The following is a 15685-nucleotide window of genomic DNA, read 5'->3' on the forward strand; positions in this document are numbered from 1 at the left end:
AGACCCCATTAGAGGTCCACAACGAGTACCTGAACCGACAGCTCGCAGCATGAATTAGCCATACGAAAGCTGTCCGGAAATTTCGGGGCGTCTCATGTCACCCTTCACACCTGGCGCGAGGCCGACAACCTCCGCGTCGGCGACGAAGTCGACACTCCGGACAACGGCCACGTCACCGTCGCCGCCACCCGCGTCTACACCGCGGCGATCATCACCTACAACCTCACCGTCGACGACGTCCACACGTACTATGTACTCGCAGGAACCACGCCGATACTCGTCCATAACTGCAACGAGGCGTCCGACGAACTACTCGATATTGCTGACGCGAATATCGGCAGGACCAATACAGCCAGTGAAATCACTTCGGCGGACGGGAGGGTTGGGTACGGGGTCAGCGGGGCACGAGCGCCTACTGCACTAACGCCCCAGGTGCGCACTGCGGCAGAAGCCACGGGGCACCACATGGGGTGCTCTGAAATTGGCGCACTGTGCGAATTGGAGCTGCAGGGTGCGGATCTAGTTGGAACCAAGGCGACGACCGTCAAGGTCATGGGAGGAAGTCAAGAGTACGGGCCCGAACAGCATGGCGAGCTCTATCCGAAGTGTCCTTCGTGCAGAGCTCTCTTCGATTTCCTTGACGGAAAGAAGTGAATTGAGAAAGTGGTATATAGATTGACGCCCAAGGCGCGCGATTTCCTGAATTTCTGGGGGAAGAGGATTTTGCGGCCCGTGCCTGTAATTTCATTCGACGCTCCTGACTATGTGCGAGATGCCGTGCTCTCCCAAGAGCAGGAGTTTGGAGGGATTTCGTTTCCCGTGCAGGGGGGTGAGTTGCAGGGCTGGATTCGACTCGGTGTCAAGTCTGGGAAGCCTTGGCGAACAAGTGCTGACGAATGGATTTTCAACTTCGCGGAGCCGCAGTTCGTTCAATGTGGACTTGTTTGCAGGGTGGATGGATACTTCGGCGTGTCATGGTCGGGGGAATTCCTGCCGTGGCACGCCGATGTTTGCCGCCTAATCGAATCAAGCGCCATCTGGGCCGATCTCATCGGATGGCGAAAGTCGGCTCTGTGTGATGGTATTCCGCGAGATGTGCTAAATACTCTGAGTGATCTCAACGGACTCTCGGAAGCGGAGTCTGCTTCATCGCGAGAAGCATCCTGGTGGCTGGGGGATGATACCGCGGTCTACATTGAGCCGCATCTCACCTATTTTCCGGGTGGCTCTTCTCGTATCCATGTGATGACGTCCGATGCGGAAGTCGATCAGCGGGTGAAGCGGGAACTTGAAGCGGCGGGGAAGGCGGGGACCGACCTGCTGGTAAGGTTGCAAGAGGGTCTTGTGGCAACTCCCGAAGAATGCCCCTTCAGCTGACGGACGGCCGTTATTCGAACCAATGAATAGGGCCCCGAGTGGAAGTCCTTACGCCCGGGGCCATGTGAAGCTTCTCCATCACCGAAACAAATACTCAGCCTTCAGCAGCCAACTGGCCACACCCGGCCGCAATGTCCTGCCTCCGCGTGTCTCGCGCCGTGCACGCCACACCAGGCCGGAGCCTTGGCCGCGGCCGGTGGTGCCACAGCCGGTGCCGGAGTCGCCGGCGAGATGCTCGGCGACGGTGCCGGTGGAGCAACTGGTGGCGAAGCCGGGCCGAAGAGTCTGGCGGGGAGGTGGGCGCTGCACCTACACCCTCAGACCCGCCGCCGCCTCCTGCAGCTGCGAAGAGTGCTCTGGCGGCGGAGGAGGCCCCCGGCTGCCAGCCCGGCCAGGGCTTCGTCTGGGTGTAACAGCTTTGCTGGTGCCACGGCCGTCCTGATGGCTGATGGCTCGAGCAAACCGATCGATCAGATCCATGTCGGCGACACGATCACCAACGCCGAGCCCGACAGCCACAACGCCGAACAGCACGTGGTGACGGCGGTGCATGTCACCACCACTGACAAGTCGTTCGACGGTCTCACCTTCAGCACGCCGGACGGGCCGGCGACCATCACCAGCACCGCCCAGCACCTGTTCTGGGACGCCACCCTCCACACCTGGCGCGAAGCCGACAACCTCCGCGTCGGCGACGAAGTCGACAGCCCAGACCACGGCCACGTCACCGTCGCCGCCACCCGCCTCTACACCGCCGCGATCATCACCTACAACCTCACAGTCGACGACGTCCACACGTACTATGTGCTGGCGGGGACCACGCCGGTCCTAGTCCATAATTGCAACAAGAATCAAGGGAGATACGAGTTCGAAGATCAGCAGAACCCCGGAAAGACGTATGTCGGCAAGACTAAGAACTTCAATAACCGCTTGCAGGATCACATCGACAGTGGGCGCCTGAAGAGTCGTGGAGATGCGACCTGCGCGCATGTTTGCAGAACGAATGATGACCTGTTCGTTGCCGAACATCTTCGAATGGAAGAACTGCGTGGCCAGGGAGTTGATCTGTCAAATGACATTGCGTCGCCAGGTAAGAAGATCTTGGAGAAAAGGCAAGATGCCGAACAATTCGAACAACTTAGACTTTGGTAGGAGCAGCTCGAAGTGACTGATTTCTGGGAGGTCATCGGCTCAAGCTCCGTCGAGGATGATAGCGAGATTGAGTCTGCCCTGGAGCGGATCTCTGGGCAGCTCAGCGCGATGACACCCGATGCCTTGACTCGATTTGTTGAACGACTTCGGGAGTCGCTCTATCGGATCGATAGGAGGGGTCTAGCGGAGGTGCCCGTGGCGCTTGCCAATGGTTTGAAACTCCCGCAGACGAGCGACCACTTCCTGTATGCGCGATGCGCGTGCATCTTGGCGGGCGAAAGAGTGTACGGCGATGTCCTGATTTCTGGCTTCGGATTCGAACGTTTCGTTGCGCCGTTCGCTCAGGAGGCTGAGGGGATGCTCTACCTCGCGTCGGAGGAATACGAAAGAAAGACCGCCTCCAGGATGAATGTCGAGAGCTATTTCTCGATTGAGTCGAGGTCGAACACTCAGGGATGGGGCGACTGATCTCGCCAGGGCGTATGGCTGCTACTCAGCTGACGGCCAATGCTGGAGCAGCGATGCCCTGAGCGCCAGATTCCCGCGCCCCACTGTCCGACGATGGCCGGCGCGAGGCTTCGACAGCGAGAAAGTCGTCGCCTGGTGACCGCGGAGGGCTGGTGGCGCTTGCCTGGGAGCGGTGCGCGGGCCGGCGGCCTGGCAGGTTAGCTTGCTCGGGTGAGTCTTCTCGATGATGTGGCCGAGCGCGACGGCTGGCGGTGCTGGGTGTGTGACGAAACGGTCGACCCTGACATGTCGGTTAACGACCCGCGGGGGCCGAGCGTTGACAGCCGGACCGCTGATCGGAAGGCCAAGGTCGCCGAGCGGCTCGCGCACCGCGGATGCAACACCCGCAAGGGCGCGGTCAAGGTGGTCATTGCCTGGCCGGAACGCCTGCACGTGGTCGAACCAGCGCCGCTGATCACTGTTGCCGGAAGACTCGAGCGCAAGGGGGGCCGCGAGATGGTGGCCCGTTGTCCGACCAAACAGGACGCTCAACAGGCGGCGGATTGGCTGGTGGACCGGTTCTCGCGGCTGGTGCCAGGGCTGCCGGTGACCGCTGGCATCGAGGCGGGCGGCGGTCAGTTCCTCGTGATCCTGGCCACCGGCCGCCGCTGACCGGGGGATCACCAAGCGTACACTCGCCTCGGCACGGTGAGGACCACCGGCCCTGGTCACATCACCCCGCTCGCAGCACCGCGTTGCGCTACTTCGCCCTTGACGGCAGTGACTACCCCTCCCACGCCGTCCGAGAGGCCGCGATCGCTGGCTATCTCCGCTGGCGCAACCGGCATTGCCATCCCAAACGCCACTTCGCGGTCAACTCGAAAATCCGCCGCCCGGATTACCTACCCAACGTTGCGTGACGCGGCATTAGCGCAGGTCGGCGCGGCCGTCTACGAATACTCCGGAGCGAAAGACGTCGTCGCCAACTGCATCAGCGACTTCGAGCTCCTCGGTTGCGCCAAGGGCGCCGTCGAAGTCGGCTCGTGGTTCGTGTCCGTCGGCGCCGCCGCCGACGGGGCCGAAATCGCCGCCGACGCCGGTGCCCACTTCCTCGAGGGCGCAGCGACTAGCGCGGAAGGCCGAAGCCTCGTTGCCGAGGGCGCCTAAGAGGCTGCGACGGCTTGTACCCGCAACAGCTTTGCTGGGGACACCGCCGTGCTTATGGCCGACGGATCGAAGAAACCGATCGAGGACGTCAAGGTCGGCGACCTGGTCCGCAACGCCCAACCCGACAACAGCAACACCGAGATCAACACCGTCACCGCGCTGCATATCACCGATACCGACCGCGACTTCGTCGACGTCACCATCACCACCCCAGCCGGCCCGAAGAAGATCACGTCCACTGCACGGTACCTGTGGTACGACGTCACCACCCACAACTGGACCGACGCCACCAGTCTCAGGCCCGGCGATCTGCTCGACACGCCTCGCGAAGGCCATGCTGCCATCCAAACCCTCCACCGCTACAGCAGCAGCTTCCGCACCTACAATCTCACCATCGACACCACCCACACGTACTATGTGCTCGCGGGCACTACTGCGGTCCTCGTTCACAACGCCACCTGTAAAATCGATGCACCCGCCGAAGACTGGGCGCAAAAGGGGTTCCACGTGAAGGTTCCGGGCAAGGGGTAGTGACGGTGAAGTCTCGGTCTCGGCTGATGCGGACGGAAATCTTCTCTTCAGGTCGATGTTCAGTGGAAAAGCTGATATGGCTGCCATTGCCAAGGCGACGAAGGACTTCCAAGCAAGCAAGGGACTTGAATATCTGGAGCATAATCATTCCTGGTTCAGCAGTTCCTGAACCCCCAGTGAACCGTTGTTCTCGTAGGCCTCTTTCACCAACGCGTCCAGCGCGTCCGGCGGCAGCGCGCCGGCGAGGACCTCGTTCGCCGACGAGTCGCCAGCCCATCGAGATGTGTTCTCAGTCATAGATGAAGCCTTTCCGGATCGCAGAGCGCGACCCGATCTTGGTCCATCCGTGGCTTACACGGTTGTCATGACACGGCCGCCTTGGGACTACGAGGGGTGCAGCCGATCCGGATACCGAGCTGGAATTCTGTCAGCGCAACGAGCAGGATCACAGCGTCGGCCACGAGGGATGACCGGTGCGCACGACCTTGCTCATCCCGATCGGCCGAGCTGACGGCTCCTGCGGTCTCGACCTGACCCTCGTTTAGCGATCGCCCGGCACCCGCGGACGGGTCGGGCACCGCTTGGGCCGAAGTGGCCAGGGCAAGCCGCTCAGGCTGCGATGCAGCAAACACCCGCACTGCGACAACGTGATCAGCCGTCGGCGACATCGAGAGTCGGCGTGCTGAGGGGAGTGCGCACATCACATGGGTGTCAGTTTCGGACACTCCTTTACCCCACGAATCTTCAGATCCGTGGGGCACTTCTATATCGGTCCACGGCTACCGCCGGCTGATGATATCGGTCGCTCGCCGGTTGCAGGGAACCGCCCACCGTCTGTGGTATGACGTCACCACCCATGCCTGGACCGACGCCACCAACCTCACGCCCGGCGACCTGCTCGACAGGCCTATGTGGTCAAGCCGGTGGTGCACGCGGTGCAGGCGGTGGTGCACAAGGTTGCCGACGTCTACCACGCCGCTGTGCGCACCGTGAAAACGGTCTATCACGCGGCGGTGCGTGTGGTGAAAAAGGTGTACCACGCAGCCGTGCACGTGGTGAAAACCGCCTATCACGCGGTCGCGAAAGTCGTGAAATCCGCGGCTCACGCGGTCGTGCACGCCGCAGCGGCGGTGAATCACGCCGTCGTGTCGGCCGCGAAGAGCGTCGCCCATACCGTGGCCAAAGCGGCGGTGTCGACGGTGCACGCGCTCGCTTCAGCCGTATCGCACGTCGGGTCCTTCGTGAAGGACCATGCTTCGACGATCGCCGGTGTCGTTGCCGGCGTCGTCGTGGGAGCGGCCTGTACGGCGGCCACGCTCGGCATCGGCGCGGTCGGTTGCGCGGCCCTCGGTGGAGCGGTCGGCGGCGCGGTGTCCTACGGCCTGGACTGCCACAGTCAAGGCAACTGCTCCGTCCTGGGCGCGGTTGAGGCCGTCGGCCTCGGTGCCATCGGTGGTGCGCTCGGCGCAGGTATCGCCGGGTCGTTGGGTGGCCGCCTCATCGCGGACGCGCTGGACGGTGTGCTGCCGGAGGCAGCGACGCAAGGCTTGGTCGGGGGCCTCTCGGGTGCGGGTTCGGGTGGTGTCACCGGCGGGCTCGACTACGCCCTGCACTGCTCGGGCAGCTGTTCGGTGGGTGGCGGGCTCCGGGCGGCCGGCGCCGGTGCTTTGGCCGGCGGCGCGGGTGGTGCGGCGTTCGGCGCGTTGGGTGGTCTGCGCAGTGCCCGTGGCCGTGCGCCGGCCGGAGACTGCACGCACAGTTTTGTCGGCGACACCAAGGTGTTGATGGCCGACGGTTCACGTAAGCCGATCGCGTCGGTGAAGGTCGGGGAAAGGGTCGAGAATTCGCAGCCCGGCAAACCGGGGCTGGAGACCTACCAGGTCGACCGGGTGATCGTGACGCAGACTGACCACGACTTCGTGAATCTGAAGGTCAAGCCCGGCCGCGTGCGTGCGGTAGTGGGTCGCGCCGCGACCGCCGTGGCGGTGGCGGTCGGTGTGGCTGCGGGCGGGAGCGTTCCCGCTGTTGCCGCACCGGTCGCCGGCACACCGGCGACGGTCACGACGACCTATCACCACCCGTTCTACAACGTCACACGCGCCGCCTTCGTCGAAGCCGTCGACCTGCACGTCGGCGACGAGCTCCAGACCGCCGACGGCAGCAGCGCGGTGGTCACCGAGGTCACGCTCTACCACACGACCGAGGTCACCTACGACCTCACCATAAACAACCTCCACACCTACTACATCCTTGCTGGCCAGGTATCCGTACTTGTCCACAACTGCGGCGGCAGTGAGCCGGGAACGCCGGACAACTACACTGCCGGTGGACATGCAGTCAGATACAGCCTCACGGCGACAGTCGTGGGCAGCGACGCGAAAACGATCCGCAACTTCAACAACGTCCTCAACGACGGAATGCATGACGTGATCGCTCATGGCAAGCGGAACGGCTTGATCGAGATCGATGGCGAGGAGGTCAACGGCGGGCAGTTGGTGGATGCGATTCGCGCGAACCCTGGCTACGTGGAAGGCCAACCGTGCCGGCTGATTGTATGTCACTCCGGTGTCTCCGGTGTCGGCCAGCAACTGTCGGACGAACTCGGAGTTCCGGTTCTCGGACCGAACGCTCGGGTCGGCACCGATAGAGATCTGGGCCCTGGACAGGTGCCGACGGTTTACGGTGACGCTGGCTGGACCCAGTTCTACTCGAGAGGATGAAGGCGTGAGCCTGAAACGAGTGGGCTTCTATGCGGAGCTCGAGGAGAGGCGCCCGGATGTGTTCCAGGGAAGCATTTTCGATGCAATCTCCAGGGATAGAAGTCCCAATGAGGCTAATCTGGTGGCGTATCTTGACAGTGGTCACGATCTGATTGACATTATGGAGGGTACAGAAGACGTCGTTGCCGGCAAAGGTTCTAGTGTTTCCGGTGGCTCGTCTCTGATGACCGACGGAGTTTGGGTGTGGCGGCTAGATCTTCCTTTCTTTGTCAAGAAGTACCATCTGGAACTCGACCCGGAGTTTGTCTGGCACGCGGCTAGCAACAGATATGTCGTGCCTGATATTCCACGCCAGGAATTGCGCCGGCTTACTTCTGGGGCGGCCTGGGAGATTTACGGAATGCGACGGATGTATTTTGAATCCGGCGAGGCTCGCTTTGTCGAGGAGTAAAAATTGTAAAACTTCGTTGACGAAATCGAGAGGTGTTGGGCTTGGCTTCCTTGCAGGAAGCTGCGAATCGGAGGGCGGTAACTGCGGCGCACGCGACGGCTGGTGATTCAGTGAACTGGCAAGGCGGAGGTGCTGCCCTCCCGGTGAAGTGTTCGGCCTCGGTTGCTTTCGACATCGCGACCATCGACCTGCCCCGGCTCCGCGTACTCTTCCGCCAATTCAGCGAGGTGGCGTTCGCCGAGGCGCCTGGAGCCGATAGAACCTGGTTTCGGCACGTCTTGCAAGAATGTGGGGTGCCTCGGGCCTCCGAGCCTGCGGCTCGTGGTTCGACCGCGTTGCCGCAGTCGTCCAGTCCGAACGGGCTGGCCGATGCTGATTCGGTGCGTCAGCGTTGGGAACGTTGTGGCTTGTCACGCTCCGCTGGGACCACCGGGCCGCGTCGTGGCCGTCAGCGAGCTTTTCGGCGGCGCACGCTACGCGGCTATTGTCGCGCGGACTCACTACGAGGCTTCCCGGACCTGCAGGCCGATCCGGTCGAAACCATCGCCGTAGCCAACAATGCCGTGATTGTCGAGCGGTGCGCTGGAATGGGCTCGCCGGCACCGCGCTACGGATCCCCGGAGGCGAGCTTGACTTCGACGCGTCGAAGTCGGGTGCTGGGGGAGTGCGCACACCGCGTGCGCGTCAGTTACTCTGGTGACATGACCTCCCGAAACCTGGGAGATCTCCCATGCGAAGGGGTTCGGACACTCAATTACCCCATAGATCTGCGCGTCGAAGCCAGGTCAGAGTAACGGCAGCTCCCTCCGGCGGTCTCGGCTATCGTGGCAAGCCCGCATTGTGGGCTGCATGCCTTGACTTCTCGTGTCGGGCCGCCATATATGATCGTTAGGTCGTTCGATCTCAGGTAGTCGGCGATCGCGGCCGCATCGTCACCTGCAGTCTCGGCGAATCGCGCGCTAAGGTCGTTGAGTAGGTGGTCTTCGCGGACGTAGACGTTTTTGGCGAGTTCTGGTGGGCGGTTGCGGGCGCTGGTGTGACCGTGCCGGCAGCGGTAGCCGGGTCGGCCGTTGACCCAGTGCGAGTCCAGCCGGCGCCCGCACAGCTGGCATTGCACGAGTCCTGCCAGCACGTACGTCCTGGTGCCGCCGTACTTGGTGGGTCGGGTCGCGCGCATGCCCTGAATCGCCAGGAAGGTCGCTTCGTCCACGAGCGCTGGGTGTGTCAGCTTTTCCGACTCGGCCCGACCTCGTGCCGCCGGTCGGACTGGCGCACGCTGGTGGGTAGGAGCGACCGTTCTGGCGCCGTGCCGGTTCCACACCTGGCGCCCTGTGTATCGAGGGTTCTCGAGGATCCCGACCACCGTCCGGACGATCCACTCGTGCCTCGTTCGGTGGCGGTTCCGGTCCTGGTCGGCGCTCGAGGGGCATGGGATGCCGCGTTCGTTCAGCTCCCGGGCGATGCCGGCCACGCTACGTCCGGTAGCTCGTTCTTCGAAGATCCACCGCACCCACCGTGCGGTGGCCGGATCGGGTTCCAGGCGGTGCATGCGGCGGCCCCAGTTTGCGTGGGCGCGGTTCGGGTGTGGGCCGGCGTCGGCGAGGCGGTAGCCGTAGGGTGGTCGGCCGCCGAGGAACCTGCCTTGAACACGGGTCTGGATGTGCATCGCAGCCAGCACTCGGTGCCGGGTCCGTAGCACCTCGCGACGTGACTGGGACCCGAGCAGAAGCATCAACGCTTGGTGCACGGGGTCGTCGAGGTTCACCGGACAGCCCGCCTCGGGGAGCCACAGCTGGATACCTTGCGCCCGGAGCGCGGTCAGCACGGCGTCGAACTGGTCTCCGTAGAACGCTCGCTCGTACTCTCCGATCACGACGGCGTCGAAAGAACAGTTCGGTTGCTCCGCGGCTGCCATCAACTGTGCCGCGGCCGGCCGTTCGCGCCAGGGCAGCCGACGTGAGTATCCTTCGTCGAAGTACTCCGCGACGATCACGCCGTGCCCTCGGATCGTCTCCTCGGCGGCCTCTCGCTGCCACCCCAGCGACGTTTCCCGTTCCTGGAACTCGACCGTGGACATCCGCCCGTAGAACGCGAACCTCAGCCCGCGGCCTCCGACGGATTGAAGGCGACGCCGGGCGCCAGCCCGACGCGGAGACACCGCGCCTGCCGGAGTAGCTGGTCGAGCAGGACGGGACATCGTGCACCTCGATGCTTGAGACGGATCCGGGTCGAGGGCGGAACGCGGCTACCCAGCACCGATGACGAACCGAGCGCTGGTCTGCACCCGAATGGCCGCATTGTCACTCACCTCCAAACGCTGTGGGCAGCACTCGTCGCCAGGCGAGGAGCAGGTCTTTACGGCTCGCGATGATGAACTGATCGCCGTAGAACGCTCGCTCGTACTCGCCGACGGCGATCGCATCGAACCTGCGATCCGGGCGGCGGCGTCAGCCAGCAACCCGCGCCGCCGCGGGTCGCTCCTACCACGGAAGCCGAGGCGAACAGCCTTCGTTGACGTACCACGCCATGCTGCGGATCGTCTCCTCGGACACTTCACGCTGCCATCGCGCGAGGTGTCGATCTTGGAATTCGGTGGGCGACATCCGGCCGTAGAAGGCGATGCGCAGCCCACTCACGTCGGCGGCTCGCGTTCGGCGCCTGGAGCCCGCATGGCGTAGAGCGGCGTACCGATGTTCGCAATCGAGTTGGCATCGCCAGCCATGCCGCTCCTCGCCGTCAATCGTTACCAGGCAGGCTGGAACGCGAGGGTCTGGCACCTGATGATGCGGGAGCAGCCGATCTGCGCTCGAACGGCCGCACCCGCGGGGGAGTGCGGAGCCTTCTCAACCGGGGCCGACGTCTTGCTGCTCGGCCTCTCAGTTTTGCCGGAGGTTGCCGATCACGTATTCGGCCATCTTCGCGAGTCCGCCGCAGCGGTCGTTGCTCCAGTAGCTGCCGGGCAGGTCTTTGCCTTGGATGTCGAAGGTGAGCATCTGCTCGTCGGTGACTTGGACGGAGACGGAGCACTCGTCCATGTTCCGGAACACGTGGTAGATGACTGCGGGGAGGCCGGCGATCGACGTTTCGGTCCACGGGTCCAGTTGGCCGTTCTTCTTGAGGCCGTCCACCGATAGTTCGGTGAGGGTCTTCGGGCCGTCGAAGGGCTTCAGGGCTGAGATGAGCGCACCGCCCTGGTTGGTCCAGGCGCAGCCGAAATCAGGTGGGCCGTTCCGTACGTTCGCGCGGATGTCGTTGGGTGGGTCGGCCACGACGGCGGCGGCCTGGTCCTTGGTGAGCAGGCTGCACGGGTCTGCGTCGAACTTGGCCAGGTCGACGGGCCGGTCGACCTGGTTGAACGGAAGCGGCGCACCGGTCTGCGCCGGAGCCGGAGGCTGCGAGAGCACGCGGTGCGGCTTCGCCGGCCCGCACCCGCTGAGCAGACCGGCTGCGACGACCACGAGCCCGGCCAGTGCCCATGCCCTCATGCCGGGGCCGCCGACGGCTCCACGTGCCACTGCTTCTCGTCGTCCATTCCGGAGTTGCCGGGCAGCTCAGGGATATCCGGGAAATCAGTGTCGCTCCGCACCAACGTGATCGCTTGCTTGCTGAAGTCACCCAAGGTGGTTCGGGCCTGCGCGAACAACCCCATGACCGAGGTGACGAGGTTAGCGAACGCGTCCACCGCAGCGTCGAGCACGTCCTTCGCCGTGAAGATGTCCACAATGGGAATCTCTGAAGTCACGATTGCGATGATCGTCTTGTAGCCGAGCTTTCCCAGCTCGACAGCGCATGCACCGATGAACTCGATGGCTTTGCTGTAGGTCTCGATCACACAGCCGGCGATGTCGGTGAGGATGCCGGACATGCCGGCGACGACGTTCTGCTGACCTTCGAGAGCTTTTCCGACCCTGCCCGCGTAGGTGGCGAACTGGTCAGCGGCGCGGCCGCTCCAGGTACCGCTCACCGACTGCACGGCTTCGTCTATGTTGTCGCCGGCGTCCGCGAGGGTGTGGTTCTTCGCGAACTCCATGGCCAAGTTCTGGACGTGGACGGCGTTGCCCAGCAGGTTGTTGCGGACGTCTTCCAGCAGCTGCAGGATGTCGCCTCGGCCGAGGAGTTCGGCGATCTTGCGAATTTTCCCGTCAGCTTCTTCCGGATAGGGTTTCGGTGGTGCCGTCGGGCCTGAAGGGACGGCTGGCGATGTGGTCATGGTCAGTTCATCCCCTCTTCCTTCGCGCGCAGCTGCTTGAAGTCCTCGTCATCGAGGGTTTCGTAGTAGTCGGCGGCTTTGTCCATTGCTTCGGCGAAACGCTCCAGCTGTACCGCGCCCTTACCGGTCTTGTCACGGATCCCTTCGATGGCGTTGTTGAAGGTTGTGACGACGCCTGCCTGGACACCGAGCAGCCCGACATCGTCGTCGCGCAGGACCATCGGCGACAGGTCGTCGATGCCGAACTTCACGAGCTTTTCCCGCGCGGCGAAGACGTCGTCGGTCGCCGCCCGCAAGGCCTCGGGGTAGACCTCGAAACGCGAGCCGGCCGCCGCGTTGCCCAGCGGATTGAAGTTGCTGTTGTTCAACGGGCCTCCCGTGCCGCGTCCTCGACCATGGTTTTGCGCCGGGTCGACGCCGCCGATTCGGCGTTGTTGATCGCCCTCAGGACGTGGCCGGCGAGACTGGCGCCGGTCTGCCCGGCAACTGCGTCACGAATGAGGTCAACCGAGACCAGGCCGCCCGAGCCGTCCACCGTCACGGTGCCGAGACCCGCGCCGATGTCGTGCACCAGCGGCAGGCTCTCCCCGGTCTTCGCGGCCTGCTCGACCGCGGCCACGCGCGCGTCGATTTCCTTCGCGAGGTTGTAGAGCTGCTCTTCGCTGATCACCAGTGTCCACCTCCCGGCTCCGGCTCGTCGGTCAGGAAGTCGAGCTCCTCGAAGCTCTGGTCGTCGTCCAGTTCGGGCGGGTAGTGGGCAGGTTCCGGCGCGGCCGCCTGCCGCTGCGGTGCGGGGCCCGTGGCCGGCGGAGGCGGCGGTTGTTTGCCGAACAGTGCGTTCAGCTGCGGCAACGACGACGCCAGCGCCTCGTTGCGCGCGTTCCGGATGGCGTCGACGATGCCGACCCCCAGCTTCTGCGCGTGCGCGCCACGGAGCGCCCGGTCGTCGATCCGCAGGTCGACGAGCTTTCCCTGGCCCGTCACTATCGCGCTGACCAGCGGATCGGCCGACCTTGCGGTGTGTCTCGCAGCCGCGAGCTGCGCGTCCAGCTCGCCGGCCTGCTGCTGCATCAGCCGCAGATCGCGGCCCGGCGCGGTCATGACCGCAGCACGGTGTCGAGCATCCAACTCCCCCTACTCTAGGTTCAATCAAGTGACGGAACGTGCCCAGTGGATCTTACTGCGACTCACCGACAAGGCAGAACCGGAAGGGGAACAGCCGGGGCTGAGTGCTGGATGCCGCCCAACCGCCACCGGGCCGGACATGTGTCGAACGGCGGAAGCGAGAGCTGATCATCGCCGTTGGCGACTTCGACCAACTATCGGTGGCCCCGCATGTCGGCGTCGTCCTGCCACCGACTTCCCCTTAGAAACGTTCGGTCCGCGACCTGAGCGACAGGCGTGTGGTTAGTGCGCAAGACGCCCCTCGGACACATATTCATGGGAGATCTCCCAAACCACAGAGTAACAGGCCCGCTACGGCGGGTCTTTCTCGCGTTCAGCCCCGCCAGGCCTCGACTAGGCTGGTCGTGATCGCACCCTCCCCTCGCGCGCGACGCAGGGGAGGTGCCGCATGACTGGCCTCGTCTCGCCCCTTGCGCTGCCGGGCCGGCTCACCGTGCCAGCCCGAGCAGAGACGTCACGTCCCGTTCCGATGGGCCTCCCGCTCCTGCGCGATCTCAGTGCTGTGGACGGTCCACGGCTGTCGATCGCGCTGATGGACGGCGGCGGCCGGCTGCAGGACCGCGGCGCCGTCGCGGCCCTCGGTTGGAGCCCGGGGGACCGGTTGCTGATCACGCTGGTCGAGACCTCCGTCGTGATCCGCTGGCGCGCGGACGGAGTGTTCGTGATGCCCCGCAAGCCCTACGTCGTGCTCCCGGCCGCAGTCCGTCGCGGGTGCGGAGCGCTGGCGGGCAGTCGCCTGTTGTTGGTCGCCGACCCCGTCCAGGACGTTGTCGTCGTCCACCCGGAAGCCGCCCTCCAGATGATGCTCCGTACCTTCCACGCCGCGCTGGCCACCGCTGAGGAGCTGTCATGACCAACCCCGCAACACGACAGGACCTGGAGGCGGCCCGGCTGTTGCTGTCGCGCCTTGGCGTCGACCCGGCCGATCTCGTCACCGCTGGCTGGGAAGAGCCCGTAGCGGCGGACACGGAGGGGGATGAGCGGCCGATGCCGACGATCCGTGAGTGGATCCCGGTGGTGGCCGGCCTGGTTTCCCGGAGCACGGCGGCCTCCTACGGGTCGTACTGGAACAAGGCGGAGGCGGAGTGGGGTGATCGGGCCATGGACACGATCACCGCCAGCGAGATCAAGGCCTTGTCGGAGGTGGTGCGCAGCACCGCTCTGGTTCGCCGGAACTCCCGCGGCGGGCGCAACGCGGCGGAGAACTTCGTCGCCGCCGTGCGTTGCCTGTACAGGCACTTGGAGAACGACGGGCGCCTCGATCGGCACCGCAACCCGGCGCGCCGGGTCACCAAGCCGCGCCGCAATGCCTCCACCCGCCGCGCACTGTCGAACAAGCAGTTGGCTGAGCTCAACGACGTCGTCGCCAGCACGGGCGATGACCCGGAGCTGGACTCGCTGATCTGCCGCCTGCACGAGGAGACCGCCTGCCGCCGCGGTGGCGCCCTGGGGTTGCGCCCGCGCGACCTCGACCGCGAGCAATGCGCGGTCCTGCTGCGGGAGAAGGGCGAAACCGAACGCCGTCAGCCAGTCTCGCCGACGCTGATGCGCCACCTGATCACCCACCACGAGGAACGGGGTACCAGCGACCCGGATGAACGATTGTTCCGCTACGCCAACGGAAATCGGATCACGTATCGTCGGTACGACTACATTTTCGGCCGTGTGCAGAAGGAGCTGAGCTGGGCACGGGCTCTGCAGGTCAGGGCCCACTGGCTCCGCCACACCACGCTGACCTGGGTAGAACGCAACTTCGGCATCGGTGTCGCCCGCGCCTACGCCGGCCACGCCGAGACCAACAGCGACCTCACCACCACCAGCTACGTCAAAGCCGACATCACCGAAGTCGCCGCAGCACTGGTCTTGACCGGGTGCAGCGGCGAGAAGTCGGGAAACGCCACGACGCCGACGCCCTCGTCGGCTGGCCCTTCAGGAAGTAATCTTCCGGCGAACGGAGCGCCGAACGTCGCCAATCCGATCGCCGATACCTCCAAGGTCGAGTCGGATCCGTGCGGTGCTGCCACTCAGGCGGACGTCGAATATCTGGGTGGCAAAGTGGCGAGCAGCCGAGTGGATGACCTCGACGGTCTCGGCAAAGAATGCGTCTGGGTGTACGCGAACCAGTACGGCAACATCGCCGCCGGTCTCGCTACCGGAAACACCAACGGTCTCAGTGGAATCTACTACCAGCAAGGCCACGGTGGTCTCACCACCTTCGAGCCCCAGCCGAGCGTCGAAGGCTACCCGGCGGTCGTTTACACGAACGGCGGCGAGACTTCGGGCAAGTGCACGCTCGCCGTGGGCGTGCGGAACGACCTTGTCTACACGATCATCGCCCGCTTGGACACGGGAAACCCGCAGATCGACAACCCGTGTGCAACGGCGACGAAGTTCGCCGGCATCCTCATCGGACATCTGAAGGGGATGTAGGCCATGACTTACAGC

At 64.4% G+C, this 15685-nt stretch carries 18 protein-coding genes; 11 read left to right on the plus strand and 7 right to left on the minus strand.

Features of this window, described 5'->3' with window-relative positions; all coding sequences use genetic code 11:
• Positions 1-69: 69 nt before the first annotated feature.
• The 7 genes from AB0878_RS36305 (at position 70) to AB0878_RS36335 (ending at position 4674) form a co-directional block, all read left to right on the plus strand.
• Complete coding sequence (locus AB0878_RS36305; RefSeq protein WP_366585301.1) at positions 70-654, plus strand: polymorphic toxin-type HINT domain-containing protein; 585 nt, start codon at positions 70-72, stop codon at positions 652-654.
• A 21-nt stretch (positions 655-675) separates the two neighbouring features.
• Positions 676-1377: a hypothetical protein gene (locus tag AB0878_RS36310; RefSeq protein WP_366585115.1), complete on the plus strand. Its 702-nt coding sequence runs from the start codon at positions 676-678 to the stop codon at positions 1375-1377.
• 441 nt (positions 1378-1818) lie between these two features.
• Positions 1819-2529: a polymorphic toxin-type HINT domain-containing protein gene (locus AB0878_RS36315; protein ID WP_366585117.1), complete on the plus strand. Its 711-nt coding sequence runs from the start codon at positions 1819-1821 to the stop codon at positions 2527-2529.
• Between the two features lie 12 nt (positions 2530-2541).
• A complete protein-coding gene (locus AB0878_RS36320) occupies positions 2542-2997 on the plus strand; it encodes a DUF4240 domain-containing protein (RefSeq protein WP_366585119.1) in 456 nt (151 codons plus the stop codon).
• Between the two features lie 210 nt (positions 2998-3207).
• Positions 3208-3648, plus strand: coding sequence for a hypothetical protein (locus AB0878_RS36325; RefSeq protein ID WP_366585121.1), 441 nt, complete (start codon positions 3208-3210; stop codon positions 3646-3648).
• A gap of 240 nt (positions 3649-3888) precedes the next feature.
• Entirely contained in the window at positions 3889-4143 is a 255-nt protein-coding gene (locus AB0878_RS36330) for a hypothetical protein (protein WP_366585123.1), read from the plus strand.
• A gap of 54 nt (positions 4144-4197) precedes the next feature.
• Entirely contained in the window at positions 4198-4674 is a 477-nt protein-coding gene (locus tag AB0878_RS36335; protein ID WP_366585303.1) for a Hint domain-containing protein, read from the plus strand.
• A 144-nt stretch (positions 4675-4818) separates the two neighbouring features.
• Here AB0878_RS36335 and AB0878_RS36340 read toward each other — a convergent pair whose 3' ends face one another.
• Positions 4819-4971, minus strand: coding sequence for a hypothetical protein (locus AB0878_RS36340; RefSeq protein WP_366585125.1), 153 nt, complete (start codon positions 4969-4971; stop codon positions 4819-4821).
• 614 nt (positions 4972-5585) lie between these two features.
• On the opposite strand from AB0878_RS36340, the gene AB0878_RS36345 reads away from it, so the two are divergent.
• Together AB0878_RS36345 and AB0878_RS36350 are read left to right on the plus strand one after the other, a co-directional pair.
• Positions 5586-7394, plus strand: a complete 1809-nt coding sequence (locus AB0878_RS36345; RefSeq protein WP_366585127.1) for a polymorphic toxin-type HINT domain-containing protein — start codon at positions 5586-5588, stop codon at positions 7392-7394.
• Positions 7395-7398: 4 nt separating this feature from the next.
• The gene (locus AB0878_RS36350) at positions 7399-7845 is read left to right on the plus strand and encodes a hypothetical protein (protein WP_366585129.1); all 447 of its coding nucleotides are present in this window, start codon (positions 7399-7401) and stop codon (positions 7843-7845) included.
• A gap of 754 nt (positions 7846-8599) precedes the next feature.
• Here the strand turns inward: AB0878_RS36350 and AB0878_RS36355 are convergent.
• The 6 genes from AB0878_RS36355 to AB0878_RS36380 all read right to left on the minus strand — a co-directional run bounded on the left by AB0878_RS36355 (position 8600) and on the right by AB0878_RS36380 (position 13156).
• Positions 8600-9922, minus strand: a complete 1323-nt coding sequence (locus AB0878_RS36355) for a recombinase family protein (protein WP_366585131.1) — start codon at positions 9920-9922, stop codon at positions 8600-8602.
• Positions 9923-10721: 799 nt separating this feature from the next.
• Positions 10722-11330: a DUF3558 domain-containing protein gene (locus AB0878_RS36360; protein ID WP_366585133.1), complete on the minus strand. Its 609-nt coding sequence runs from the start codon at positions 11328-11330 to the stop codon at positions 10722-10724.
• Positions 11327-12055, minus strand: a complete 729-nt coding sequence (locus AB0878_RS36365; RefSeq protein ID WP_366585135.1) for a hypothetical protein — start codon at positions 12053-12055, stop codon at positions 11327-11329. The genes AB0878_RS36360 and AB0878_RS36365 overlap by 4 nt, the downstream gene beginning before the upstream one ends.
• 2 nt (positions 12056-12057) lie before the next feature.
• A complete protein-coding gene (locus AB0878_RS36370) occupies positions 12058-12423 on the minus strand; it encodes a hypothetical protein (protein WP_366585137.1) in 366 nt (121 codons plus the stop codon).
• On the minus strand, positions 12420-12725 hold the full coding sequence (locus AB0878_RS36375) for a hypothetical protein (protein ID WP_366585139.1): 306 nt from the start codon (positions 12723-12725) through the stop codon (positions 12420-12422). The genes AB0878_RS36370 and AB0878_RS36375 overlap by 4 nt, the downstream gene beginning before the upstream one ends.
• Complete coding sequence (locus tag AB0878_RS36380) at positions 12722-13156, minus strand: YbaB/EbfC family nucleoid-associated protein (protein ID WP_366585141.1); 435 nt, start codon at positions 13154-13156, stop codon at positions 12722-12724. The genes AB0878_RS36375 and AB0878_RS36380 overlap by 4 nt, the downstream gene beginning before the upstream one ends.
• 553 nt (positions 13157-13709) lie before the next feature.
• Here AB0878_RS36380 and AB0878_RS36385 point away from each other — a divergent pair.
• Both AB0878_RS36385 and AB0878_RS36390 read left to right on the plus strand, forming a co-directional pair.
• Positions 13710-14093 (plus strand): hypothetical protein, encoded by a 384-nt coding sequence (locus tag AB0878_RS36385; RefSeq protein WP_366585143.1) that lies wholly within the window; start codon positions 13710-13712, stop codon positions 14091-14093.
• Complete coding sequence (locus AB0878_RS36390) at positions 14090-15670, plus strand: DUF3558 family protein (protein WP_366585145.1); 1581 nt, start codon at positions 14090-14092, stop codon at positions 15668-15670. Before AB0878_RS36385 ends, AB0878_RS36390 begins: the two co-directional genes overlap by 4 nt.
• Positions 15671-15685: the final 15 nt, after the last annotated feature.

Source organism: Amycolatopsis sp. NPDC047767 (assembly GCF_040704195.1).
Lineage (GTDB): Bacteria > Actinomycetota > Actinomycetes > Mycobacteriales > Pseudonocardiaceae > Amycolatopsis.

Excerpts from the sequence above, each read along its gene's own strand:
- AB0878_RS36385 (WP_366585143.1), top strand. The coding sequence starts at position 13,710 with ATGGGCCTCCCGCTCCTGCGCGATCTCAGTGCTGTGGACGGTCCACGG.
- AB0878_RS36380 (WP_366585141.1), bottom strand. The coding sequence starts at position 13,156 with ATGACCGCGCCGGGCCGCGATCTGCGGCTGATGCAGCAGCAGGCCGGC.
- AB0878_RS36335 (WP_366585303.1), top strand. The coding sequence starts at position 4,198 with ATGGCCGACGGATCGAAGAAACCGATCGAGGACGTCAAGGTCGGCGAC.
- AB0878_RS36315 (WP_366585117.1), top strand. The coding sequence starts at position 1,819 with ATGGCTGATGGCTCGAGCAAACCGATCGATCAGATCCATGTCGGCGAC.
- AB0878_RS36355 (WP_366585131.1), bottom strand. The coding sequence starts at position 9,922 with ATGTCCACGGTCGAGTTCCAGGAACGGGAAACGTCGCTGGGGTGGCAG.
- AB0878_RS36340 (WP_366585125.1), bottom strand. The coding sequence starts at position 4,971 with ATGACTGAGAACACATCTCGATGGGCTGGCGACTCGTCGGCGAACGAG.
- AB0878_RS36360 (WP_366585133.1), bottom strand. The coding sequence starts at position 11,330 with ATGAGGGCATGGGCACTGGCCGGGCTCGTGGTCGTCGCAGCCGGTCTG.
- AB0878_RS36365 (WP_366585135.1), bottom strand. The coding sequence starts at position 12,055 with ATGACCACATCGCCAGCCGTCCCTTCAGGCCCGACGGCACCACCGAAA.
- AB0878_RS36390 (WP_366585145.1), top strand. The coding sequence starts at position 14,090 with ATGACCAACCCCGCAACACGACAGGACCTGGAGGCGGCCCGGCTGTTG.